At 68.0% G+C, this 23551-nt stretch carries 25 protein-coding genes; 16 read left to right on the top strand and 9 right to left on the bottom strand.

Annotation, left to right across the window (positions count from 1 at the left end; genetic code table 11):
* Positions 1-317: 317 nt before the first annotated feature.
* A complete protein-coding gene (locus tag OHA21_RS27035; protein WP_328459416.1) occupies positions 318-998 on the bottom strand; it encodes a DUF2637 domain-containing protein in 681 nt (226 codons plus the stop codon).
* Positions 999-1510: 512 nt separating this feature from the next.
* Here OHA21_RS27035 and OHA21_RS27030 point away from each other — a divergent pair.
* Positions 1511-2332: a hypothetical protein gene (locus OHA21_RS27030; RefSeq protein ID WP_328459415.1), complete on the top strand. Its 822-nt coding sequence runs from the start codon at positions 1511-1513 to the stop codon at positions 2330-2332.
* Positions 2333-2682: 350 nt separating this feature from the next.
* On the opposite strand, the gene OHA21_RS27025 is transcribed toward OHA21_RS27030, so the two are convergent.
* Positions 2683-2931 (bottom strand): GntR family transcriptional regulator, encoded by a 249-nt coding sequence (locus OHA21_RS27025; RefSeq protein WP_328459413.1) that lies wholly within the window; start codon positions 2929-2931, stop codon positions 2683-2685.
* A gap of 315 nt (positions 2932-3246) precedes the next feature.
* A complete protein-coding gene (locus tag OHA21_RS27020) occupies positions 3247-3570 on the bottom strand; it encodes a hypothetical protein (RefSeq protein WP_328459411.1) in 324 nt (107 codons plus the stop codon).
* 255 nt (positions 3571-3825) lie between these two features.
* On the opposite strand from OHA21_RS27020, the gene OHA21_RS27015 reads away from it, so the two are divergent.
* A complete protein-coding gene (locus tag OHA21_RS27015; protein WP_328459409.1) occupies positions 3826-4944 on the top strand; it encodes a cellulose binding domain-containing protein in 1119 nt (372 codons plus the stop codon).
* Here OHA21_RS27015 and OHA21_RS27010 read toward each other — a convergent pair.
* Both OHA21_RS27010 and OHA21_RS27005 read right to left on the bottom strand, forming a co-directional pair.
* Positions 4935-5288, bottom strand: a complete 354-nt coding sequence (locus OHA21_RS27010; RefSeq protein WP_442874909.1) for a nucleotide pyrophosphohydrolase — start codon at positions 5286-5288, stop codon at positions 4935-4937. The genes OHA21_RS27015 and OHA21_RS27010 overlap by 10 nt on opposite strands.
* A gap of 60 nt (positions 5289-5348) precedes the next feature.
* On the bottom strand, positions 5349-5495 hold the full coding sequence (locus OHA21_RS27005; protein ID WP_328459407.1) for a hypothetical protein: 147 nt from the start codon (positions 5493-5495) through the stop codon (positions 5349-5351).
* 215 nt (positions 5496-5710) lie between these two features.
* On the opposite strand from OHA21_RS27005, the gene OHA21_RS27000 reads away from it, so the two are divergent.
* The 9 genes from OHA21_RS27000 (at position 5711) to dctP (ending at position 13711) form a co-directional block, all read left to right on the top strand.
* Entirely contained in the window at positions 5711-6013 is a 303-nt protein-coding gene (locus OHA21_RS27000) for a hypothetical protein (protein ID WP_328459405.1), read from the top strand.
* Between the two features lie 30 nt (positions 6014-6043).
* Entirely contained in the window at positions 6044-7600 is a 1557-nt protein-coding gene (locus tag OHA21_RS26995) for an AAA family ATPase (RefSeq protein ID WP_328459403.1), read from the top strand.
* Between the two features lie 76 nt (positions 7601-7676).
* On the top strand, positions 7677-8105 hold the full coding sequence (locus OHA21_RS26990) for a hypothetical protein (RefSeq protein WP_328478555.1): 429 nt from the start codon (positions 7677-7679) through the stop codon (positions 8103-8105).
* Positions 8102-8320 carry a DUF2997 domain-containing protein gene (locus OHA21_RS26985; RefSeq protein ID WP_328459401.1) on the top strand — a complete coding sequence of 73 codons (219 nt, stop codon included), beginning with the start codon at positions 8102-8104 and terminating at the stop codon, positions 8318-8320. Before OHA21_RS26990 ends, OHA21_RS26985 begins: the two co-directional genes overlap by 4 nt.
* A gap of 280 nt (positions 8321-8600) precedes the next feature.
* Complete coding sequence (locus OHA21_RS26980; protein ID WP_328459399.1) at positions 8601-9467, top strand: ComEA family DNA-binding protein; 867 nt, start codon at positions 8601-8603, stop codon at positions 9465-9467.
* A complete protein-coding gene (locus OHA21_RS26975; protein WP_328459397.1) occupies positions 9460-10095 on the top strand; it encodes a 4Fe-4S single cluster domain-containing protein in 636 nt (211 codons plus the stop codon). The genes OHA21_RS26980 and OHA21_RS26975 overlap by 8 nt, the downstream gene beginning before the upstream one ends.
* Positions 10096-10167: 72 nt before the next feature.
* Positions 10168-10635 carry a hypothetical protein gene (locus OHA21_RS26970; protein ID WP_328459395.1) on the top strand — a complete coding sequence of 156 codons (468 nt, stop codon included), beginning with the start codon at positions 10168-10170 and terminating at the stop codon, positions 10633-10635.
* Positions 10636-10759: 124 nt separating this feature from the next.
* Positions 10760-12694 carry a putative bifunctional diguanylate cyclase/phosphodiesterase gene (locus OHA21_RS26965; protein ID WP_328459393.1) on the top strand — a complete coding sequence of 645 codons (1935 nt, stop codon included), beginning with the start codon at positions 10760-10762 and terminating at the stop codon, positions 12692-12694.
* A gap of 27 nt (positions 12695-12721) precedes the next feature.
* Entirely contained in the window at positions 12722-13711 is a 990-nt protein-coding gene (dctP, locus tag OHA21_RS26960; RefSeq protein WP_328459391.1) for a TRAP transporter substrate-binding protein DctP, read from the top strand.
* Here the strand turns inward: dctP and OHA21_RS26955 are convergent.
* Together OHA21_RS26955 and OHA21_RS26950 are read right to left on the bottom strand one after the other, a co-directional pair.
* The gene (locus OHA21_RS26955; protein WP_328459389.1) at positions 13708-14181 is read right to left on the bottom strand and encodes a hypothetical protein; all 474 of its coding nucleotides are present in this window, start codon (positions 14179-14181) and stop codon (positions 13708-13710) included. The two genes, dctP and OHA21_RS26955, sit on opposite strands and share 4 nt — an antisense overlap.
* Before the next feature lie 31 nt (positions 14182-14212).
* Positions 14213-15163 (bottom strand): hypothetical protein, encoded by a 951-nt coding sequence (locus OHA21_RS26950; RefSeq protein WP_328459387.1) that lies wholly within the window; start codon positions 15161-15163, stop codon positions 14213-14215.
* Between the two features lie 334 nt (positions 15164-15497).
* Here OHA21_RS26950 and OHA21_RS26945 point away from each other — a divergent pair, with 334 nt between their 5' ends.
* Genes OHA21_RS26945 through OHA21_RS26925 form a run of 5 tightly spaced genes read left to right on the top strand, consistent with a single transcriptional unit; the run spans position 15498 to position 21104 of the window.
* Positions 15498-16502, top strand: a complete 1005-nt coding sequence (locus OHA21_RS26945) for a LacI family DNA-binding transcriptional regulator (RefSeq protein ID WP_328459385.1) — start codon at positions 15498-15500, stop codon at positions 16500-16502.
* Complete coding sequence (locus OHA21_RS26940) at positions 16495-18093, top strand: FAD-dependent oxidoreductase (protein ID WP_328459383.1); 1599 nt, start codon at positions 16495-16497, stop codon at positions 18091-18093. Before OHA21_RS26945 ends, OHA21_RS26940 begins: the two co-directional genes overlap by 8 nt.
* 17 nt (positions 18094-18110) lie before the next feature.
* Positions 18111-19352, top strand: a complete 1242-nt coding sequence (locus OHA21_RS26935; RefSeq protein WP_328459381.1) for an ABC transporter substrate-binding protein — start codon at positions 18111-18113, stop codon at positions 19350-19352.
* A complete protein-coding gene (locus OHA21_RS26930; protein WP_328459379.1) occupies positions 19349-20290 on the top strand; it encodes a carbohydrate ABC transporter permease in 942 nt (313 codons plus the stop codon). Before OHA21_RS26935 ends, OHA21_RS26930 begins: the two co-directional genes overlap by 4 nt.
* Positions 20280-21104 (top strand): carbohydrate ABC transporter permease, encoded by an 825-nt coding sequence (locus OHA21_RS26925; RefSeq protein WP_328459377.1) that lies wholly within the window; start codon positions 20280-20282, stop codon positions 21102-21104. Before OHA21_RS26930 ends, OHA21_RS26925 begins: the two co-directional genes overlap by 11 nt.
* A 39-nt stretch (positions 21105-21143) precedes the next feature.
* On the opposite strand, the gene OHA21_RS26920 is transcribed toward OHA21_RS26925, so the two are convergent.
* Together OHA21_RS26920 and OHA21_RS26915 are read right to left on the bottom strand one after the other, a co-directional pair.
* Positions 21144-21446, bottom strand: coding sequence for a MerR family transcriptional regulator (locus OHA21_RS26920; RefSeq protein ID WP_442875175.1), 303 nt, complete (start codon positions 21444-21446; stop codon positions 21144-21146).
* A gap of 733 nt (positions 21447-22179) precedes the next feature.
* Positions 22180-23403 (bottom strand): pectate lyase, encoded by a 1224-nt coding sequence (locus OHA21_RS26915; RefSeq protein ID WP_328459373.1) that lies wholly within the window; start codon positions 23401-23403, stop codon positions 22180-22182.
* Positions 23404-23551 lie beyond the last annotated feature (148 nt).

The raw sequence follows: 23551 nt of genomic DNA, 5'->3' as shown, positions 1-23551 counted from the left end.
GACCCCTCTGAGGGTCTTGTCGGATCTCAAGGCATTGGTTGTTGACCGGCCTTGACCTGCGGTGTCAGGGACCACAGGGGTGGGTGTGGGGGTCTGCGTCAAGGCAGACCCCCACACCCACCTTCGAACGCACCCTGCCGCCGCCGCCCAAATGATCAGGCGACCGATGGGTGGGTGGGGGAAGCGGATGCTGGAGTATGAGGACGCCCGCGCCGAGGCCTGCAGGTTGACCACGGTCACCGCGGAGGCCGGCGGTCAGGCGAGGCCAACCGGCGCTGTCGCGGCCAACCGGGTTGGCCAACCGCGACAGGCTCCACCTAACGGGACGCGTCCGCCTCGTCGCGCAGCAGTTTGACGAGTGCGGAACCGCGAGCGTTGGACAACGCATGACCGTTGCCCCGCATGACCTGCATGACGGCTTCGCGGGACAACGGCCGGCCCTGTCCGGTGATCTCGGCGGCGGCGAGCCGGGCGGCCGCAAGCAGCCCGCGTACCTCGCCGTCCGCGTCCCGGTCAGCGGCGGGGACCGGCGCTGTCCCGGACGGTCGGCTGTTGTCACCGTCCGGGACCGGGTGCGGCCGTCGAGGTCCCGTCCGGGACGGCCGGCTGCCGTCCGGGACAGCGGACGACGACTCGTCCCGGCGCGAGTGACCGGTCCCGGCGTGCCCGAGAGCGATCTTGACCATCGCCAGGAAGCCGACCGCAGGTAACGCCGCGGCGATCCAGCCGATCACCGAAGGTTCCGCTTCGACGACCTGCGCACCCAACGACAACACCACCGCCACCACCAGGACCACCGCCGGGAACCACAACGGCTCCCGGACACATTTGCGGCGGCGCAGTTCCAGACCGCTGGCGACCGACATCAACTCCAGGACGACCGCGTCCGCCCACGCCAACCAGCCCGGTTGGCCGTGGCTGGCGGCCACATCGTGCACATGGGTGAACGATGCCGCCCCGGCAGCTGCGCCGATCGCCAGCATGATGACGACCTGCACGATCCCCTCGACGCGAGCAGCTCTGTTCGCGCGCGCTGAGCGGGTGTTTCGCGTACGGGTCAACGGCGCCTCGCACGCGCCGGGGAAGCCCGGCCTTCGCTGTCAAGCCGCGTCAGGTGCTGTGGGGTTCGGTCAGGCCCGTGCTGACAGGCGGCGGGCGTATCCTGCGCTCCCCACCTGCCGTGGATTCGATCGATAATCATGACAACCACCTCCATGGGGTGAACGGGATTGGGTGACGGATCAGCGGGAGCCGATACCGCCGTCACCCGATGAAGGGAGCGCTTCGCGCAGATCTGGACACGTGATCGCGAAGTTTTCGAATCAGCTACCCGACCGAGAGGGCGGTGGTGCCGTTGAGCCGGACGCACGCGGACAGCTGGCACCCGATCACGCTCGCCGCGGACAGCCGCCGGGACAGCCCACTGTTCGACTGGTTCCCGGACCGCTTCGCGATGCTGCCCTGGACCGTCCGCGCCGGCAGCCTCGCCGCCGGGCTCCCACACCGGGACATGGCACCGCGCAGGCTGGAACGGTTCCTGCTGGAAGAAGCCGGCTATGGCGAGCGCGACCAGATCTGGGCCGGCGTCATCGCCGGCGCCCGCCAACCCGCCACCGCCGAGGTGTACCGGATCCTCGCCCTCGGCCTGGCCGTCCGCGGCCTGCGTAGCTTCCGCAACCGGCTGTTCGTGCGCGACCGCGGCGAACTGCTCGACGTCGACCAGGACCTGGCGTACGGATTCCTGCGCCGCCTCACCACGATTCCGCTCGACGCCACGAACCTCGGCGGCCGGCTGATCAACAGCGGCGTCAGCTACGCCAAAGTCCACTGGAAACGCTACCTCGACAGGCCGCCCGCCATTGAACCCGACGCCGCGGAGGGCGCAGCGGCCACGGATTCAAGCCTGCAAGCGGCGTTCGACGCACTGGTCACGGGCTTGGCTGAGATCGGTACGCCGTTGGCCGACGACGACATCAAACTGCTCGCCCTGACCTCGCTCGACGGGCGCAGCGTGGTCCATGCCGCCAGTGTTCTCGAGCTCCCGTTGCAGGTGGCGTACAAGAGACGGCAGCGCATGGAGGTACGCATCCGGGCCTACCTGCGAGCGCTGCGCGAGCAGGAGATGGCTACCGGTCCCGGTGCTACGGCAACGGCGGAGGTGGCGGCACCGTCGACTCGTCGAACGGCGGCGCGCCCTGGCCAACCGCCACCAACTCAGAGATCAGCGCGGCCAACTCGGTTGCCCAACTCGGATCGCGATCGACCCGCAACACCCCACGGATCCGATCCGAGGCCACCAGCACCGGCCCACCGGATCTCGCCGCCACGCTGAAATCGGGTCCGTGTACGAGCAGCGCCGTTCCCGCTGCCCCAGGCTGCACGGAGACTTCCGGCGGAAACGATCCGGAACGCGCGATGTCCCACAGCGCGGCCACGATGTCGGCCAGTTCCGGCTCGTCCTCGATGAAAGCCACGTACGAGGAGGCCGCACCCCGCGACCGCACCGACCATGACGCCGCGGGCAGGTCGCGAAGCTCTGCCGCCAGCGCTTCCGCGGACGCCTTCCGCCCATGTACTGCGGACGGCAATCCACCGGGCGATGTCTCGTGGCTCCGCTGATGGGCTGCGTCCGTCATGTCGGTCAGCGTGCCACCGGTGCCAACGTGGTGAAAGAGTGTCGAGCTAGCGTTCGACACTGCCGGGCTTGCTGACCACGAAGGTGCCGCGCCCCACGACGGTGACTACCAGCCCGCGCTCGCGGAGGAGTTGGAGCGCTTTGCGGGCAGTCCCGCGCGCGACTCCGTATTCCTGGACCAGCTGGTTCTCCGAGGGGATCGGCCGGTCTGGAAGAAGCTCGCCGGCCACGATACGTGCCTCGATGGCATCAGCCACCTGGACGTAGAGCGGTGTCGGTCCCTCATGGTCGATCACAAAGGGACCCTCTCACCACAAGGTCAGCCATGAATCGTAAAGGGGAACTATGGTGAACCATGTACAGGTGTGGTGAACCGACGTAGCATGAGGTAAAGGTCGGACTCGTGGGGAGGAGAACGAGATGAGTGCACCGGCTGCTGACCCTCTCTGGGTGATCGCCGAGCAGGTTGCCGACTGCCTCTCGCAGCGTGGATATGCCTTCGTCGAAGACGACAAGTTGGCCCGAGCACTCGAAGAATTTCTCTGCGCGGCGGGCATCCCGGTGCACCCCGATCCGCCTCGCCGGCCATCGTGCCGTGTCTGGTCACTCGCCTAGATGACTGCGGCGCGGACGCCGAAGATCAGTAGGTCACCCAAAATGATCAGCGCGGCCCCGGCGCCGACACGCTGGGCAGAACGCGTCGGGTCTTGGGCGAAGATCCCTATGGTGGTTACGACGACTCCGAGAATGATGAATGGGCCGGCGATCAAGTTCGGCAGCACGGGAAAAACGGGGCCGCCCGGCTTACTCGCGAGCAGCGAGAACATCAATAGCGGTGCGATCCCGCAGAAGATCGCGAATACGCCTGTGTAGCGGCGCAGCTCACCGGAGGCGTCGGTGCCGCTCGATCTGTCGTTCCTTCTCTCGGCCGGCATGCCATCGACGGTAGCGAAAGCAGGGGCGTCGCTCGCTCCGTGGTGAGCGGATGTCCGCCACGTGCTCGCCGGGCTGCAATGTGCCACTCTCTTGGTGATCTCGCGCGGCCCGCCCCTGCGAAAGTATTGCCCTGCCAGCCGCTTCCGCCATAACATTCGGTCAATCTCGCATCGACGTTCGTGAAATCCCCAGCACTTCATGTCGAAGCGCTTCGACGGGCGTCGTGTGATCCCCCGTCCGAGATTGGATCGAGTATGCGTAGACGTACCGTTGCGCTCTCCCTGGCCGCTTCTGCGGCTCTCACCGCCTCTGCCGGCCTGGTCACCGCGCTGCCGGCGAATGCCGCGGCCGGCTGCCGCGTCAGCTACGCCGTCAGCAGTCAATGGCCCGGCGGCTTCGGTGCCAATGTCACCATCACCAACCTGGGCGATCCGCTCACCAACTGGACCCTCGTCTGGTCCTATTCCGCGGGGCAGACCGTCACCCAGGCCTGGAACACCAACCTGACCCAGAGCGGATCCCAGGTCACCGCCCGCAACGCCGGCTACAACGGCTCCGTCGCCACCAGCGGGACCGTGAGTTTCGGCTTCAACGGGTCGTCGTCCGGCACCAACAACCCGGTACCTACCGCCTTCACCCTCAACGGGACCGCCTGCACCGGTGGTGTGACGAATCCGCCGAGCTCGCCCACGCCGTCGGCCTCGACCGGCAACCCGGGCACCGGCATTCCGAGCGACGCCGCCTGGGTCGACTCCGGTCAATGGGCGAACTGGACCAACAACGGCTACATCCTCTACAACAACATCTGGGGCTCGGGCGCGGGCAGCCAGACGATCTGGGCCCGATCCGGCACCAACTGGGGTGTCGTCGCGAACCATCCGCGGACCAGTGGGGTCAAAAGCTACCCCAACACCGGAAAGACGCTGAACCGTACGCTGAGCTCGCTGCGATCGGTGACCAGCTCGTTCAACGTCTCCGTGCCGGCGGACGGGGATTACGCCACCACCTATGACATCTGGGCGAACAACCACGCCTACGAGGTCATGATCTGGGCCAACCAGCAGGGCGCGGTCGGGCCGATCGCGGAACAGTACGACGCGAACGGCGCGGTGCCGAACGTGCGGAATCTGAGCGTCGGCGGGCACACCTGGAACGTCTACCGCGGGTCGAACGGGGCCAACGCGGTGTTCTCGTTCATTCGCACCGACACCAATTCCGGCACCATCGATCTGCTCGCCATCATGAACTGGCTGCGCACCAACAACTGGTGGGGTGACGTGACCGTCGGCGAGGTGCAGTTCGGCTTCGAGATCACCGGCACGGCCGGGCAGTCGAACTTCACGGTCAACAGTTTCGGGCTGAACTACAGCTGACCGATTTTGGCGGCGGAATCGCGGGCCGCTTCGACCGTGTAGCGGCGGCCCGCTTCCGCCAACTTGTCGACGGCGGCCTCGACCAGGTCGATGCCGAGGGTGTCCGCCAGGCGTACCAGATAGATCGTCACATCGCCGATCTCGGCCCGGACTCGCGGGCCGAGATCGGGGTCCTGCATGACCGCGGCTGATTGTTCCGGCGTCAGCCACTGGAATTCCGCGAGCAGCTCGCCGACCTCCCCGGCCAGGGCCATCGCCAGGTTCTTCGGGGTGTGGAACTGCTCCCAGTTACGTTCCGAGGCGAAAGCGCGCAGGGATTCGGTCAGTTCGGCGATGGAAGACAACGGCTACGACCCTCGAGATCCGGCAGCGAAAGAGCGGTAAAAGAGGATCGTAGCCGCAGGTCACGGCGGGCCGTCGGAGTCCATGCCGCCGGTGAAGCGGTCGGGGCTCTCCGGCTCGCCTTCGTTTTCCTCGGCGGTCACCTCGGTCTGTTCGTGCTCTTCGGCGAAGTCGCCGGTTTCCTCGTCAGGATCACCGATGGGTTCCATGGTGGACGACTGCCCGCCCGGTTGCGGGTTAAACGACGCTGTCGCGGGAAGCCGCCGGGTATGACTGAGCAACCGAATGAACCCGTTGAGCGCGGCGCCGCAGAGGAAGCATCCGACACTCCGATCACGCCGACCGAGGTCGATGCCGGCCGCCGGCCGCCGAGCGAACCCGCGGACGCCGAACGGCCCGGTGATGAGGAGAAGGAACTGCGGCCGTGAGCGAGCAGCCGTGGGGCGTGGACGCGAACAATCCCCTCGACGAAGGCAGTGAGCCGACCGCGGAAGGCGTCGCGAATCTGGGGGAACAGCGGGCCGGGCAGGATTCGACCGCGCAGGATGCGAGCGACGTGAACGGCAAGGACGAGCCGGCCTACGACCCGGAATCGGAGCATGCGCCGCAGGCCGGGGAACAGGGCGGGCAGCCGAATCTGTCGCCGGATCCGGCGGTCGCGGGGCGGCGTAGCAATCTGGGGCAGGGATCGACCGACGACAGCCCGGGAACGCCGTCCGGGCTCTGACAACCCCCGGCGCGGCCGTAGGATGCGCCGGTGGAGAGGTCGTTTGCGGAGACGTTCGCGCAGCTGTTGAAAGCCCGGTTCCCGGTTCTTTACCTGGAGACCTACGAGGAACAGCGGGCGCTGCATCACCTCGCGGGCATTTCCGGAAACCCTGATCTGGTACGGGTACCGCGCGCTGTCTGGACCTGGTCGCAGACTTCCGGCCTGATTCAGCCCAATGGTGAAGCTCGCTCGGGCGGCCAGCGGGCCACCGACGCGCTCAGAGCTGTGCAGCGCATCGACGAGCCGGCCGTGTTCGTCTTCCGCGATCTGCATCCGTTCTTCGCGCAGAGTTCCGAGGTGGTCCGGCTGGTGCGCGACATTGCGCAGGCGTTCCGGGCCGGGCGCAGTCCGCGCACGCTGGTGCTGCTCTCGCCGGTTCTGGAGTTGCCGGTCGAACTGACCAAGGACGTCACGATCGTCGACTTTCCGCTGCCCGGACAACTGGAACTGCGCGGGCTGCTCGACGCGATGGTGCGGGGCAATACCGCGTCCGGGCGGCTTCAGGTGGGGCTCGACGAGAACGGGCGGGAGCGATTCGTCACGGCCGCAGCCGGATTGACCATGCAAGAGGCAGAGAATGCGTACGCGCGAGCCATGGTCAACGACGTCGTGCTGGATCTCGAGGACCTGGAGATCGTGCACGACGAAAAGCGGCAGACGGTACGCAAAGCGGGCGTGCTCGAATTCATGATGGCCGGGACCGTGCTCGACGACGTCGGCGGACTGGAGAACCTCAAGGCGTGGTTGGTCAAACGCAACGGATCGTGGCTGGACGAAGCGGCCGAGTATGGGCTTCCCGCGCCGCGCGGCGTACTGATCACTGGGGTGCCTGGTTGTGGGAAATCCTTGACCGCGAAAGCGGTCGCCACGGCCTGGAGCTTGCCGTTGTTGCGCCTGGATATCGGCCGGGTGTTTTCCGGGCTGGTCGGCTCCAGTGAGCACAACATGCGCACCGCGCTGCGAACCGCGGAGGCGGTGGCGCCGTGCGTGCTGTGGATCGACGAGATTGAGAAAGGCTTCGCCGGCGGTGCGGCGGGGGATTCCGGGACCGGGGCGCGGGTGTTCGGCACGTTTCTTACCTGGATGCAGGAGAAGCGCAGTCCGGTGTTCGTCATTGCGACCGCCAACGACTTCGACGGATTGCCGCCGGAGTTTCTGCGTAAGGGGCGGTTCGATGAGACGTTCTTCGTTGATCTGCCGAGCCGGGCTGAGCGGGTCGCGGTGTGGGCGGTGCATCTGCGCCGGGCGATGCGGAACCGGCGTGTTGCCGGTGAGCTGCCGATTGACGACGAACTTTACGCTGAGCTGGCCAGCCTGACCGAGGGCTATTCGGGGGCGGAGATCGAGCAAGCCGTGGTGGCCGGGCTGTTCGAGGCGTTCTCGGAACGGCGGCCGCTGCGCCGTGACGACCTGGTCCGGGCGGTGATGAGCATCGTGCCGCTCAGCGTCACCCAGGCTGAGCGGATCGACGCTCTGCGGGGGTGGGCACGGAACCGGGCGGTGTCGGCTACGGCTACCGATGACTGGGACGTCAGCAACCGATAACCTGTCGGACCCTGGCGGTAAGGTGACCGCACGCTGAAGCGAACGGGGGGCAAAGGTGAGCGTTTCACTGCTACTGGTGCCGTTGGCGCTGGCCGGGGCGGCTGCGGTGCAGGCTTCGGCGGGCCGCATGGACGGCGGTCGGCTGGTCTGCCAGGTGCAGACCCGGATGCGTGATGTGACGCTGCTCGAGGCGGCGCTGCGCGACACCGGTGCGACCGTGACGGTGTCTGCTGACGCGCTTTCCGCGACGTGGGAGAAGAGCGCTGCGACTTTCACCCGTGGCGCGGACGGCATCTGGGCTGCGCATGTCACCGGTGTCGATCAGCAGGGGGCGGTCGAGCTGATGACGACTGTTGATGCTGCGTATGGGCGCCGGGTTCAGCAGGCTGTGCTGGAGCGGCTGCGTGATCAGGCGCCGGCGGCAGGATTGCGGCTGGAGTCGGAGTCGGTGGATCAGGACGCCAGTGTGCGGCTGGTCTTCGAGGTGGAGAAGGAACGGGCATGACGGAGCAGCCCCGCATCGTGGTTACCATCGGCGCTGACGGGCAGGTGCGCGCCGAGACCCTCGACATCGTCGGTGACCGGTGCCTGGACTACATCGCCGTGCTCGAAGATCTGATCGGTGGGCAGGTGCAGCACAGCGCCTACACCGAGGACTACACGCGCCAGAGGCAGGTTGCGCAGGAACGGAACGTGGATCGTGACGTGGACCCCGCCTAATCCAGGCCAGGATCCGTACCCCGGTTCGCGGCCGTATCCGCCTGCCTTCGGCCAACCGCCTTTGGGGGACAGCCCGGCTGCCTATGGCAAGGAGCCGTTCCCGGCCTTTCCGCCGGTTTCTGGGCAGCCGTCGATGCCGGCGTTCCCGCCTCCGTCCGGGGCCTACCCGCCCGCGCCCAGTCACCAGCAATACTCGGGTTACCCGCCGCAGGCCGGCCAACCAGGGGCGAAGCCGACCGGGCCTGCGCGGCGGTCCTGGCGCATCGCGCACAGCGCCTGGGTGGTCGCGCCGATGGTGCCGTTCAGCTGCTTCTCCGCGGTCGGCTTCCTGTATGTCGGTATCCGCGCGCGGCGCCCGGCCTGGTGGATCGCCGGGCTGCTCTACACCGTCATCGCCAACGTCTGCTTCTTCATCGGGGGCGAGGCCGCGGACGACTCGGTGGCGCAGAACGTCGCCTTCGCGACCATGTTTCTGATCTGGCCGATCAGCGTTGCGCATGCGCTCGTCATCAACGGTTCCTGGCTGAGGTGGCGGGCCGCGCAGGTGCCGTGGTATTCGCAGCCTCAGCAGACGCCGTGGGCCGCGCCGCCAGGGCCGGTGGCTACTCCGCTGCCGCCGCAGCTGCAGGATGTCGTTCCGCCGCCGCAGCAGTACTACGCCGGTCCAGCGCCGGCATCGAGCTTCTCTCCGCAGACTTCTTCGCCGCCGAGTCCGACACCGCCAGGCTTCCCTGCGTCGCCGGGCCCCGCGCCGATGTCGGCCTTTCCTGCGTCGCCGGGCCCCGCACCGGGTTTTCCTGCGTCGCCGGGTTCCGCACCATCGCCGAGCTTTGCTGCGTCGCCGGGTTCGATGTCACCGCCGAGTTATGCGCCGGCTCAGGGGCCGCTGGTGGAGCCGCCACCCGATCGGCTCAACGTCAACATCGCCGACGCCCGGCAGCTTGCGGCGGTGCCCGGCATCGGCGCCGAACGGGCCGCACATCTCGTCGCGACAAGGCAGGCTCGGGGTGGTTTCAGCAGCCTGACCGAGTTCGCCGCCGTGGCCGGACTCGCGCCGCACGAGTTCGTCGCGGTTCGGGAGCGGCTGTCCTGCGATCCGCTGCCACCAGCGGGCGAGACACCCTTCGGCCGGATAGTCGATGTCTGAGCCTCCGCTCGTGCGGGTGGCCCGGTTCCTCGACCGGACCACCGCCGAGGGGCCGGGGGAGCGGACCGCGATCTGGGTGCAGGGCTGCACCATCCGGTGCGCGGGCTGCTTCAACCCGCACCTGTTCGGCGTGCGCGGCGGAGTTCCGACCGCCCCGGCAGAACTCGTGGACCGGGTTCTGGCCACCGGAACCCCTGGGCTGACCCTGCTCGGCGGCGAACCGTTCGAGCAGGCCGCCGGCCTCGCCGCGGTGGCTGCCGGGGTTCGGCAGGCGGGCCGGTCGGTCATGACGTTCACCGGCTACGAGTACGACCACCTGCGCGAACTCGCCGCACAAGGGCACGACGACGTCGCCGCGCTGCTCGACGCCACCGACCTGCTGGTCGCCGGACCGTTCCGGCAGGACCTGCTGGACCACGAGCGGCCGTGGGTCGGGTCGACGAACCAGCAGTTCATCCGCCTGACCAACCGCATCGAAGACGTCCCGATCGACGTGGCCGTCACACCCGACCGCATCGAGGTCACGATCACCGCCTCCGGCGCCGTCTCGGTCAACGGCTGGGCCGACACCGAGACGCTCGACGCGCTGCTCGCGGACCTGCCGACCCGGCGAGGCCGGCCAGCCTGATCTGCCGGCCGGGTGGCCTGCCAGCCTGGCGGCTCAGCCGTTCGCCCAGGCGCTGCCTGGATCGTGTTTGCGATGATGATGATCGTGGATGAGCCGGTGGCGGACCCGTACAACTTCGGGTTCTGGTGCACGATCATCGTGCTGGTGGTGTGCCTCGGCAACCTGTACCTGCTGCCGTCCTGGTGGAATGGTTCGTGGCGGGCCAGCAACGTCCGCTGGTGGGACCGGGCATGGCTGGTGACCGTCCTCGCGGTGACCACGGCATGCCTCGGGACGATCCTCGGAGCAGTGCTCCAGGACCACGATGTTCAGGCACGTTGGGCATGGGGTCTCAACCTGCTGGTGTTTCTCGCCGCCGCCCTGCTTGCCTGCCTGATCCCGCTGGTGGGCGGCTGGAGCAGATTCGACTTCGCGGTGCCGCCGAGGCTTCGCCCCTCGCCGACGGCTCCGGAGCGGTGGGCTTCGGCCGAGACCCTCGCGCACGGCAACCGGGCGGAGCGGCGCCGCAAGGGGCGGATGAGGTCGTCGAGACGACGGTAAGAGCACGACCAGTGGCCGGTCTAACGGCCGGAAGGGTCAAGTAGCTGGTCGCGGAACCGAAAGACACCGCGTGAAGGTGAGCGGCGCACGGGAACGATCAAGGCGGAAGCGGTGGAGCCGGCTGTTGGAGGCCCGCGCGACGGCCCGGTCGGCCATCGCCGGCACCGCGGTGGGCATCGTCATCCTGGCCGGCTCGGCGGTGCTGGCGTCCACCGGCATGGCCGAGACCACCGAGGAGGTCCGCCGCGTTCAGGCGGTCACGCAGAAGCTGACCGCGATCTCCGTGCAGATCAACGCGGAGGACGCGGCGTTGCGGGAGTACCTGGCGACCGGAGGCACCGAGTACCGGCGCTTCCAGTTGGCGGCGTCGCTCGGTTCGGCGCGGGAGAATCTGGACTGGCTGCAGGACACCAATGCCGTCGACCGGGCTGAGCTGGATGCCATTCGCGGCGCCTATGAGAACTACAACCGGATCGTTCTCGACATCATGTCGAACACCGAGCGCGGCGCGGCCGTCGCCGGCTACGCCGATCTGGCCTCGCTGACCTTCGCGCCGCTGCGGGACAACGTTCTCAGCATCGGTGACCACCACCAGCAGGAGCTGGCCGGGTACCTGGTCGAGGTGAACCGGCGGGCCGAGCTGCTGCAGGCGATCGCGGTGGCGACGATCGGCATCGTCCTGGTGCTGTTCGCGGTGTGCGCGCGGGTGCTCGTCGGCTACCAGCGTGGCGCCGAGCGGCAGGCCGAGCAGCGCCTCCACGAGGCCACCCACGACCCGCTGACCGGGCTGGGTAACCGGACGAAACTGCACGACGAACTCGACGCCGCAGCCCGGCACTGGAAGCAGACCGGGGAACCGTTCAGCCTGCTGCTCATCGACCTGGACCGGTTCAAGGAGGTCAACGACACGCTCGGGCACCACGCCGGCGACGAGCTGCTGATCGAGGTGGCGAACCGGCTGACCCGGGAATGCCGGGCCGGTGACGTCGTGGTGCGCCTCGGTGGCGACGAGTTCGCCCTCATCCTGCCGACGACGCCGGACCACCCGGAGGCGCTGGTCGCCGGAAACCGGATCCTGGAGGCGCTGCGCCGGCCGATTCAGCTCAGCGACCTGCTGGTCGACATCGACGCGAGCATCGGGGTCGCGTCGTACCCGCGCGACGGCCAGGACCCTGCTGAGCTGCTGCAGCATGCGGACGTCGCGATGTACGCAGCCAAGCGCCGCCACGGTGGCGTGTCCGGTTACGACCCGTCGCTGGACTCCGGCGACACCACCCGGCTGACGCTGCAGAGCGAGCTGCGGCGCGGTATCGAACGCGGCGAGCTGGTCGTCTTCTACCAGCCCAAGGTCGACGTGGCCACCCGTCAGCCGTGCGGCGCGGAGGCCCTCGTGCGCTGGCAACACCCGACGCGAGGGCTGCTCGGCCCGGACGCCTTCATTCCGCTGGCCGAGGAGACCGGGCTGATCGACCTGGTCACCGCCGACGTGCTCGATCAGGCGTTGGCTCAGATCGGCCGGTGGACCGAACTCGGTCACGAACTGCCGGTCTCGGTGAACATCCCGGCCCGCTCGCTGACCGACGACACGTTCCCGGACATGATCGCGGCGTCCCTCGCCCGTCACGGCGTACCCCCGAAGCTTCTGACCTTGGAAATCACCGAGAGTGCCGTGATCGCCGACCCGGCGCGCGCCAGTGAGGTCCTCAAGGAGCTGCGGGAACAGGGCGTTTCCATCTCCATCGACGACTTCGGCACCGGCTACTCCTCGATCGCGCACCTGCGGGACATGCCGCCGCACGAGCTCAAGATCGACCGGAGCTTCGTGATGAGGATGAGCCAGAACACCCGGGACGAGACCATCGTGCGCGCGGTCGTGGATCTGGCCAAGAACCTGCAGCTACGGGTCGTCGCCGAAGGGGTCGAGACCGAGACCGCGCTGCGTACCCTCGGTGATCTCGGCTGTGACGAGGCGCAGGGATACCACATCAGCCGGCCGCTCCCCGCGGCCGAGCTGACCGCCTGGCTGGCCGGGTCCGGTATGGCGATTAGCGCAGTTTGAGGCGGTCCGCTCCATTACCGTGACGATGTGAATCGGCGAGCCATGTTGACGTCGGTCTGCGCGGTCGGCGCCGGGCTGGTGACCGGTTGCAGTCGGTCATCCGAGGAGACGGCCGCCCCGGTGGACGTGCTGCTCGGCGAGTCGGTGCAGCCGACGAGCCCGATGGTCGCCGCCGAGCAGTTCTTCGCCGCGAAGGTGGCGGACCTGACCGGCGGGCAGTGCCGGGTGACCGTGAAGCCCGGCGGCGAGCTGGGCGATGAGCAGCGCATGGCGGAGATGCTGCGGACCGGGAAACTTGCCTTCTGCAAGACGCTGCTGGCGAACCTCACCGCGTACGACAAGCGGCTCGGCGTGGCGAGCCTGCCCTATGCCTTCGCCAGCCGCGACCAGTGCCTGGACAGCATGCGCGGCGACTTCGGCAAGCGATGCTCGGCCATCCTGGCCGAGCACGGCCTGGCCAAGCTCGGCTTCTTCGATGCCGGCGACCGCAACGTCTACAACCGGGTACGCCCGATCCACACCCCGGCCGACCTCAAGGGCCTGCGGATCCGGGTGCCGCAGAGCATCGTGTCGATCGACATGATCAATTCGCTCGGGGCGACCGCGGTGCCGCTGGCCACCAACGACATCGGATCCGCCTTCAAGCAGGGGCTGATCGACGGCGCCGAGAACAGCGTCATCTTCTACACCACCGAGCAGCATCTGGTGCACGCGCCGTACCTGTCCTGGACCCGCCACCAGCACGGCGTCGACGTCCTGCTCGCCAGCGCGAAATGGCTGTCCGAGCAGCCGGCCGACATGCAGGACGCGATCCGGGAGGCCGGGCGTCTCGCCCAGGAGGAGGAGATCCGGCTCTGGGCCGAGGCCACCAAGGAGAAGACCGCCCTGGCCCAGCAGCAGGGCAGCAAGCTCAACGACGTCGACGCGGCGCCGTTCCGGCGGGCGCTGGCCAAGGTGATCAGTGCCCACCGTGGCACGTTCGGCGACCTCGCCGACCTGCTGCCGGGCGTGGCCTAGCGGTCTTTGCGCATCTCGGCGGCCTGCAGCGCCAGTGCCCCCGCGAACTCCACCGCACCCATCCGCACCGCCAGCGCCCGGGTCGGATGCGGGTGCCCGTTGCGGGTGAGCCGGGCCAGCCAGCGCTTCTCCAACTGGCGGCGGCCGACCATCGCCCCGACCGACAGGGCCACGACCGCCGCGCCCAGCGCGGCCTTGCGCTTGTCGAAGGTGAACGCCGGTTCCGGATCGACCACCGGGCCACCCTCGGAGACCAGCACCGGCCGCTTGCCGACCACGATCTCGTCGGCGGACGTCTCCTCGGAGCGCCGCGCGGTCACGTAGCTGACTGCGCCGACGGCGGCGACCAGGCCGGTCCGGGTCAGTCGCCGCCGCAGCGGTGACAACTCCCGGGCGGCGATCCAGCTGCTGGTCAGGGCTGCTTGCAGGGCGGCCATCGCGACGGCGCGCGGATAGGAGACGGAAGCCATACCGCGACCGTAGCCGCGCGCGTCAACAAGATCAGGCGGCCCGGGCGATGCAGATCCGGGCGCTGAGCCGCGGCCCGGCCTCGTAGAACATGTACTGCACGCCGCCGTCGGTGCCGAACGACGGCGCCGCGGCCCGGCCGTTGTCCGCGGCGCCGGGGGAGTAGAAGACGCCCAAGTGGTTCTCCCGGTCGAAGTTGTTGCCGACCTCGGTGATCCGCATCTTGCCGTCGTTGCCGTGGTAGGCGACGTACGTCGTCCCGTTGCGCACTACCAGTGACGGCCCGGAGATGTCGGTCAGCCGGTCCGGCGCCGGGCTGACCAGCGGGCTCTGCGCGAACTGCCACTGGTCCCAGCCGTTCGGTGACCATCCGTGATAGATGTGCCGCTTCCCGCCGAGCACGCCCATGTAGACCATGACGTACCGGCCGCTGTGCGCGAACACCCGCGCATACGAGGTCTCGGTCAGCCCCGGCACCAGCCGCGTGCTCAGGATCGGCGTCTCGTCACGGAACGTCAGCCCGTCCGACGACCGCGCGACCCGCGTCGTCGTGTTCTCCCCGTGGTAGTAGAGGTAGAACTGCCGGCTCTCCGGAATCCAGGTCACATGCGGTGACGACACGTGCGACACCGTCGTGCTCGGCAGCACGTTGTCGATCACCGGGTTGCCCGGGTTCTCGGTGAACGGCCCGGCCAGCGAATTCGCCCAGGCCACGCAGATCCCGCCCGGCTTCTCGTGCGGCGCGTAATACAGGTAGTAACGGCCGCGAGCTCCGCTGATCTTGTCGTAGACGCCGCGGATGCACGGGAAGATGAACTCGCCGGTCGGGTTGTAGGACAGCGGCAGCCGCAGCGCATCACGCAGGTAGGTGTAGGTCGGCATGCCGGCGGGCCCGGCGGCCTGGGCAGCGCGCGGCGCGCTCAACCCGGCAACGCCAGCCGCGCCGAGCGCGGCCGCACCGCGAATCAAAGAGCGTCGATCCACAAAAACTCCTTCGGGTACGGGCTACGCGCTCTCGGCGTGCGCAAGAGGCGGTCCCGGAGCGGGGGAGACGGAGACAGGCGGGGGAGGTTCCGCGGCTTGCTCACGAAGAGAGCGGTAAACCGGGAGGTTCTTCGCAGGCCGACCGGGGTGATGCATCGAAGTTTCGCCACTGTTACGCACCCCGGTCAAGGTACTAATACCTATTAGTGCTGGGCTTTCTCGCTCCGGGCCCTTGACGGGCGCCGATGCGGTGCCCCACGATCGCTTCCACCTTGCTAATGCGTATTAACGCCGTAACAGAGGGGACCCGAACGTGCCATCCAGCAACAGACGGGTGACGCAGCAGGACATCGCCCGGATGACCGGCGTAAGCCAGACCACCGTGTCGATCGTGCTGAACGAGCGCGACGACGCGGCGGTCCGGATCGCGCCGGAGACCCGCGAGCGGGTGCTGGCGGCGATCCGCAAGACCGGCTACGTGGCCGACCCGATCGCCCGCCGCCTCGCGGATCAGCGCAACCGGTTCCTCGGCGTGTTCACCTACGAGCCGGTCTTCCCGGCCGGGCTCGGCGACTTCTACCACCCGTTCCTGGTCGGCATCGAGGAGTGCGCCGAACGCATCGGCTGCGACCTGCTGCTGTTCACCAGCGCCCCGGTCGTCGACGGCCGGCGCCGGATCTTCCACCAGGACAACCGGCTGCGCCTGGCCGACGGCTGCATCCTGCTCGGCCGCTGGCTGGACCCTGACGAGCTGGCCCGGCTGATCGCCGAGGGCCAGCCGTTCGTCAGCGTCGGCCGCCGCGACGACGCCGGCGGCCCGGTGCCGTACGTCGGCGCCGACTACCCGACGGCCACCGCAGCTCAGGTACGCAACGCGGCCGCTCTCGGCCACCGCAGGATCGCCTACGTCGGGGAGGGTGCGGGCGCCGAGTCGCACGCCGACCGCATGCGCGGGTTCACGACCGCCGTGCAGGACGCCGGGATCACCGGAGTGCACGTGCGGTTCACCGATGCCGCCGACGTCATGGACCAGCTGCGACGACACGAGGTCACCGCGGTCTTCGTCGAGGAGTTCGCCGACGGCGCGATCCTCGCGGAAGAAGCGGGTCGCCGTGCTCTACGCGTACCCAATGATCTTTCTTTTGTTGCTCTGGGTGACCCCACCCGGCCGGCCAGCACCGATCTGGATTTCACCGGCTATCGAATTCCGCGACGTGAGATGGGATGGCAGGCCGTGGAAGTGCTTTCTGCGATCTTGGATGGGACCGGTGGGGAAACCCAGCGGCTGCTGCCGTGCGAGCCGGTGGCCGGGGCGACGCTGGCGGTGGCGCGTGCGTGAGCTGCATGCCGACGTCGTCGTCATCGGCGGCGGGCTCGGCGGTGTCGCCGCGGCCCTGGCCGCGCTGCGGGCCGGCCGGTCGGTGCTGCTGACCGAGCAGTACGCGTGGCTCGGCGGCCAGCTGACCAGCCAGGCCGTGCCGCCGGACGAGCACAGCTGGGTGGAGATGTTCGGTGTCACCGCCAGTTACCGGGCGCTGCGTAACGGCATCCGCGACCACTATCGGGCGTATTACCCGCTGACCGACCGGGCCCGCAATACGCGCGACCTGAACCCCGGCGCCGGGCACGTCAGCCGGCTCTGCCACGAGCCGCGCGTCGCCGTCGCCGTGATCGAGTCCATGCTCGCCCCCTACCGCGGAGCAGGGCGGCTGACCGTGCTGCAGCCGGCGGTGCCGGTCAGCGCCGACACCGACGGTGACCGGATCACCGCCGTCACCGTCCGCCACCACGGCGAGGACATCGTCCTGACCGCGCCCTACGTGCTCGACGCCACCGAGACCGGCGAACTGCTGCCGATGACCGGAACCGAATACGTCACCGGCGCCGAATCGCAGGCCGAGACCGGCGAACCCAGCGCCCCCGAGGTCGGCGACCCGGCGAACATGCAGGCCCTGTCGGTGTGCTTCGCGATCGACCACCTCGACGGCGACCACACCATCGACCGGCCCATCTCGTATGACTTCTGGCGTTCCTACGAGCCGCCGTTCTGGGGCGCGCCGATGCTGTCCTGGCAGACCCCCAACCCCCGCACTTTGGCGATCTCCACCCGCTCGTTCACCCCGAACCCCGACGACGACCCGTGGCTGGTCGACGCCGACCAGCGGGTCAACCCCGGCGACGGCAACCTGTGGACGTTCCGGCGCATCGCCGCGCGCCGCAACTTCACCGACGGCTTCTACCCCAGCGACATCTGCCTGGTGAACTGGCCGATGATCGACTACTTCGAGCAGCCGTACGTCGACGTCCCCGACCCGGCCGCCGTCGAAGCCGCCGCTCGCGAACTGTCGTACTCCGTCCTCTACTGGCTGCAGACCGAAGCGCCCCGGCCCGACGGCGGCACCGGCTGGCGCGGGCTGCGGCTGCGCGGCGACGTCACCGGCAGCCCCGACGGCCTGGCGATGGCCCCGTACGTGCGAGAGGGCCGGCGCATCCGCGCCGAGTACACCGTCGTCGAGCAGGACCTGTCGCTCGCCGTCCGCGGCGACAAGGGCGCAGTCGAGTACCCGGACTCGGTCGGCGTCGGCATGTACCGCATCGACCTGCACCCCTCCACCGGCGGCGACAACTACATCGACGTCGCGTCCTGCCCGTTCGAGATCCCGCTCGGCGCGTTCATCCCGCAACGCGTGGAGAACCTGCTGCCCGCCGGCAAGAACATCGGCACCACGCACATCACCAACGGCTCCTACCGGCTGCACCCCGTCGAGTGGAACGCCGGAGAGGTCGCCGGGGCGCTCGCCGCCTTCTGCGTCACCCGCGGCGTGACCCCGCGAGCCGTACGCAACACCCCTGACCTGCTCACCGAGTTCCAGAACCACCTGAGCGCCGACGGCGTCGAGCTGCGCTGGCCCGACATCCGCGGTTACTGAGAAAGGATGCCCCCGATATGCGAAAGACCGTCTCGATAGCCACGATCGCCCTGCTCGGAGCCCTGACCGCCTGCGGAGGCGGCGGCGAAGCCGAAGCCGAAGGTCCGGTCACCCTGCGGATGACCACCTGGTCGGCCAACCCCGCCCACGTCGAACTGTTCAACTCGATCGCCGCCGATTACTCCAAGACCAAGCCGGACGTCACCGTCACCTTCGAAGCGCTGCCGATCGAGAACTACACCACCACCGTCACCACCCAGATCGCCGGCGGCAACCCACCCGACCTGGCCTGGATCCTGGAAGGCGCCGCCCCCGACTTCGTCGCCTCCGGAGCGCTCACCCCGCTCGACGACAGCATCGAGAACGCCGGCGAACTCGCACCCGCCGCCACCGCGCTGTGGAAGCAGGACGGCAAGCTCATGGGCTACCCGTTCTCCACCTCACCGTTCGGCATCTTCGTCAACACCGACCAGCTCAAGCAGGCCGGCCAGACGCTGCCCACCGGCGACAAGTGGACCTGGGACAACGCGATCGCCGTCGCCGCCGCGACCGCCGCCAAGACCGGCAAGCAAGGCCTGGTGATCCGCGACTTCGACTACAAGGACTGGACCAACCTGGCCACCGTGTTCCGCGGCTGGGGCGCCGAGGCCTGGACCGCCGACGGCAAGACCTGCGGCTTCGACCAGCAGCCGATGATCGACGCGATGACCTTCCTGCACAAGGCGATCTTCACCGACAAGGCGCTGCCGGCGCCTGGTGTCGCCGCCGACTTCTTCGCCGGTGAGTCGGCGATGACGATCGCGCAGATCTCGCGGGCGTCGCTGCTCAAGGAGGCCAAGTTCGGCTGGACGCTGGTGCCGCTGCCGGCCGGGCCGAGCGGCGAGTACGCGGTGATCGGGCAGGGCGGCCTCGGCGTACTCAAGAAGGGCAAGAACGCGGCCGCCGCGGCCGAGTTCGTCAAGTTCTTCACCAGCCCGGCCAACTCCGCCAAGCTCGCCCAGTTCTTCCCGCCGCCGCGCCAGTCGCAGCTCAACGCGGAGACCCTGGCCAAGGCGAACCCGCTGCTCAAGCCGGAACAGCTGCAGGACGTGGTGATCGACGGGATCGCGAACGGTGTGGTCAAGCCGAGCCACACCGGTAGTGCTGAGATCGGGCAGGCCGTACGCTCGGCTCTCGATCCGCTGTGGAAGGCAGACGCCGACGTGCCGGGCGTGCTGCGCGGTGTCTGCACCGCGATCCAGCCGCTGCTGGCCAAGTGACCGTTCTCGAGGACCGGGCCGTCCAGGCCCGGTCCGCCCCCACCGGGCCGAAGGCGTTCTGGACCACCCGCCGGCGTGACCAGCTCACCGGATATCTCTTCATCACCCCGGCTCTGCTGGGCGCGCTCGCCTTCGTGTTTCTGCCGCTCGTGCTGGTCGTCTGGTACAGCCTGCACGAATGGAACGTTTTGGCCGACACGTTCACCTTCGTCGGCACCGACAACTACCAGGCGCTGGCCGACGACCCGAAGATGCCGGCCGTGCTCGCCGCCACCGGCCTGTTCTCGGTCGGCCTGGTCGTCTTCAACCTGTCCCTGGCGTTGTTGCTCGCGGTCCTGCTCAACCAGAAACTGCGCGGCACCACCGTCTTCCGGGTGTTGTTTTTCTCACCCGTCGTCGTCTCGCTGCTGGCCTGGACGATCGTGTGGGGCTTCCTGCTGCAGGACAACGGCGGCATCAATGGCCTGCTCAATGCCATGGGTATCGACGGCCCTAACTGGCTGAGGTCCGGTGGCGCCGCCATGGCCTCGGTCGTCATCGTCCAGGTGTTCAAGAACGTCGGCCTCAACATGGTGCTGTTCCTCGCCGCCCTGCAAGGCGTCCCGCAGGAACTCTACGAAGCGGCCCGCACCGACGGCGCCTCCCGGTGGACCATTTTCCGGCGCATCACCCTGCCGCTGATCAGCCCCACCATCCTGCTCACCTCGATCATCACCGTGGTCGGGTCACTGCAGGTCTTCGCCCAGATCAGCGTCCTCACCCAGGGCGGCCCGGGCACCTCCACCACCGTGCTCGTCTATTACCTGTACCAGCAGGCCTTCCAATTCCACGCCTTCGGTTACGGCGCCACCCTGTCCGTCCTGCTGTTCCTCATCGTCCTGGCGCTCACCGTGATCCAGTGGCAGATGCGCAAGAGGTGGGTCTTCCATGAGTCATAAAAGCAAGATTCTTCTGTACGGGGTGCTGCTCATTCTGTGCGTCCCGTTCGTCTTCCCGACCTGGTGGATGATCACCAGCTCGTTCAAGCCGAACGCGGAGATCTTCTCCCCGTCGCTGTGGCCCTCCGACTGGACCATCGAGCCCTGGCGGCAGGTGTTCGAGATGCAGCCGTTCGCCCAGCAGTACTTCAACAGCGCCTACATCGCGGTGGTGGTCACCGTGGGCACCCTGGCGGTTGCGGCCATGGCGGGGTACGCCTTCGCGCGCATCCGATTCCCCGGCCAGAACGCGCTGTTCCTGATCGTGCTGACCGGTCTGCTCATCCCCAGCGAAGTGACGATCGTGCCGCTGTTCCGCATCTTCAACAGCCTCGGCATGGTCGACACGCACTGGCCGTTGATCCTGGTGCCGATGCTGGGCCCGCCGAGCGTCCTGGCGACGTTCATCATGCGGCAGTTCTTCATCACCCTGCCCGGTGAACTCGAGGAGGCCGCCCGGATGGACGGTCTCGGCCGCCCGGCCATCTTCCGCAAGATCGCCCTGCCCCTGGCCCGGCCGGCCTTGGGTGCGGTCGCCATCTTCACGTTCCTGCACAGCTGGAACCTGTATCTGGAGCCGGTCGTGTACATCTCCTCCCAGGAGAAGTACACGTTGCCGCAGGCGCTCACCCAGTTCACCGACGCCTACCAGGGCCAGCTGTGGAACGTGCAGCTCTCCGCGGCTTCCATGACAGCGATCCCGGTCCTGATCGTCTTCGTGATCGCCCAGCGGCAGTTCATCGAGGGCCTCGCCCACACCGGCCTCAAGGGGTGAGTGCCGCGCCACGGTCCTTCCCCGCCAGGAGAAGGACCATCAGGCGGCGCCCGTCGACTTCTCGCCCTGAAGTTTCCGGTTCTCTTCGAGGGCCTCTTCGAGCTGGTCCTCGAGGATGATGATCCGGCAGGCCGCTTCCAGGGCGGTGCCCTGGTCGACCATCTCCCGGGCGCGGGCGGCGAGACGCAACTGGTACCGCGAGTAACGGCGGTGCCCTCCGGCGGAGCGGAACGGGGTGAACAGTTTCTCCTCGTCGAGCCGGCGCAGGAAGTCCTGCGAGGCGCCGACGATCTCCGCGGCGCGGCCCATCGTGTAGGCGGGATAGTCTTCGTCGCCGAACATGTCGTCGGGTTGAGTCACTCACACCTCCGTGACGAGGGCCCCGGCGCGCAAGCGCCGGGGCCCAGGGTTTACGGGTCAGAAACACCATCTGTTCGTATCCGCACCGGCCGTCGCTGACGGCTTCGGGTGCGAGGATCGCATAAGCGTGACCGGAGACCACCTCTCGTTCGATGGGAACTGCGGTGTCCGCCTCCACGACTTGCATGCGGTCGGGTGGCGGGCGATCCAACGGTGTCCGGACCTCCCTTTCCTCGGTTTCCGATACCTGTGGTGCTGCTCGCCGGTGCGGGAGGCCCCACGCGACTTCATGGCCTCGCACACGTGCGGCGAGCTGTCTTGCTGTCTTGCCTCTTGCTGTCTTGCCTCTTGCTGTCTTGCCTCTTGCTGTCTTGCCTCTTGCTGTCTTGCCTCTTGCTGTCTTGCCTCTTGCTGTCTTGCCTCTTGCTGTCTTGCCAGGCGGGGCCCTGAACTTGCCTCGGCCCCGCCTTCTCTCAGCAACTTCTGCGGTGGTGATCGATCTCCACCGCCTGGCTGAGCGAGCCACGAACCTCCGGGCCCTGCTTGACGCTCAGCCAAAATCGTCAGCGTCTTCAACGATCTCTGTTGTCAACAAGAAGAACTCTAACCAGCGACCGGCAATAAGTCTAGTCCCGCGAGCCCAGATTTTCTGTGTCGCCGGGACATGAAGGGGCGCCCACCTTTCTGGTGGGCGCCCCTCCTCAGGAAGTGCCTGTTACTTGTAGGTGATGTCGCTCTGGGTGACCTTGCAGTTGGCGTCGTTCCAGCCCTCGCCGAGGTAACTCGGCTCGCTGCCCTTGGCGACACCCTTGTACTTGCCACAGACCGTCACGTCCGAGCTGCCGCTGATCGTGACGCGGGTGATGGTGGCCGTGTCGCCCCAGTTGCTGTTGATGCCGGCAACCATGTCGATGTTGTTCAGCAGCACGTTGTCGATCTTCACGTGGCGCTGGTGCGACGTGGAGCAGTTGCCGCAGCCGCGGTACAGCTTGCCGGAGCCGGTCAGGTAGAAGCCCGAGATGCTGACCGTGCCGTTGCCGTTGTGCTGGAACGTCTTGTCACTGCCGTTGCGCGCACCGCCGCCGATCACGTAGCTGGTGCCGCCAGTCGTGCCCTTGAAGGTCGCCGCGTCCTCGCCGATGTCGTTCCACCACACGTTGCGGATCGTGCAGGTGCCCTCGCAGTGCACGCCGTCACCGGCCGGGGAGCCGAGGATCACGTTCTGCAGGGTGCCACCGTTGGCAATCTTGAACATCGGGTCCTGGGACTCGCTCTGCGACCCGTCACCGATGCAGCAGTAGGTCTTCATGCCACCGTCGAACGTGCCCGACACATTCACCGTGCCGGAGATCGACACCGTGCCGGCCGAGCTCGGCCACTGACCGTTCGGCGTGCCCGTCCCGCCGGTCGGCGTCGGGTTCGCCGTCGGGCTGCTGGTCGGGCCCGCGGTCGGGCTGGTGGTCGGGGTCGAGCCGCCGCTGGAGTACGTCTCGAACTCGGCGATCCGCGGCGCGCCGGACGCGCTGGTGATGTCGAAGGTCAGCTTCTTCAGCGACGTCGACGAGAAGTTGATGGTGCTCGGGCTGCCGCTGCCGCTGGCCAGAACGTTGCCGTTGTCAGCGTTGAGCACCCGCCAGGCGCTGATCGAGCCACCGCCGGAGGCCTGCTTGATGACAGCGCTCGACACCGTCGTGGCGCTGCCCCACTTGACCGAGACATAGCCGGTGGAACTGTTCGGTGACCAGTAGGTGCCGGTGTTGCCGTCCCTGACATTGCCGTAGCTGGTGCCGCTCGCCTTGCTGGAGCCGTCAGCGCCGGCGCCGAGGCTCAGGTTGTCAGCCGCCGACGCGTGCGGCGACGGCATCGCCACCATGATCGCGGCGGCCGTGGCCGCGGTAGCTCCTACGGCCAGCAGCCGTAGGACGACGGGTCGTCTCATCAGAGTCTCACCTTCGTGTGGGGATGTGGGCGCGCCTTCAAGCGGGGGGAAAGCGCTTTCCTGGCGACGATAGAACGACCTCGATGCGTTGACAAGACGCTGTCTGGTTTACGCCTGATGAGAGCTTTGGGAGCGCTCCACCCTGCTT

It is taken from the genome of Actinoplanes sp. NBC_00393 (assembly GCF_036053395.1).
Lineage (GTDB): Bacteria > Actinomycetota > Actinomycetes > Mycobacteriales > Micromonosporaceae > Actinoplanes.
This window is presented reverse-complemented; position numbering and strand designations above follow the sequence as displayed.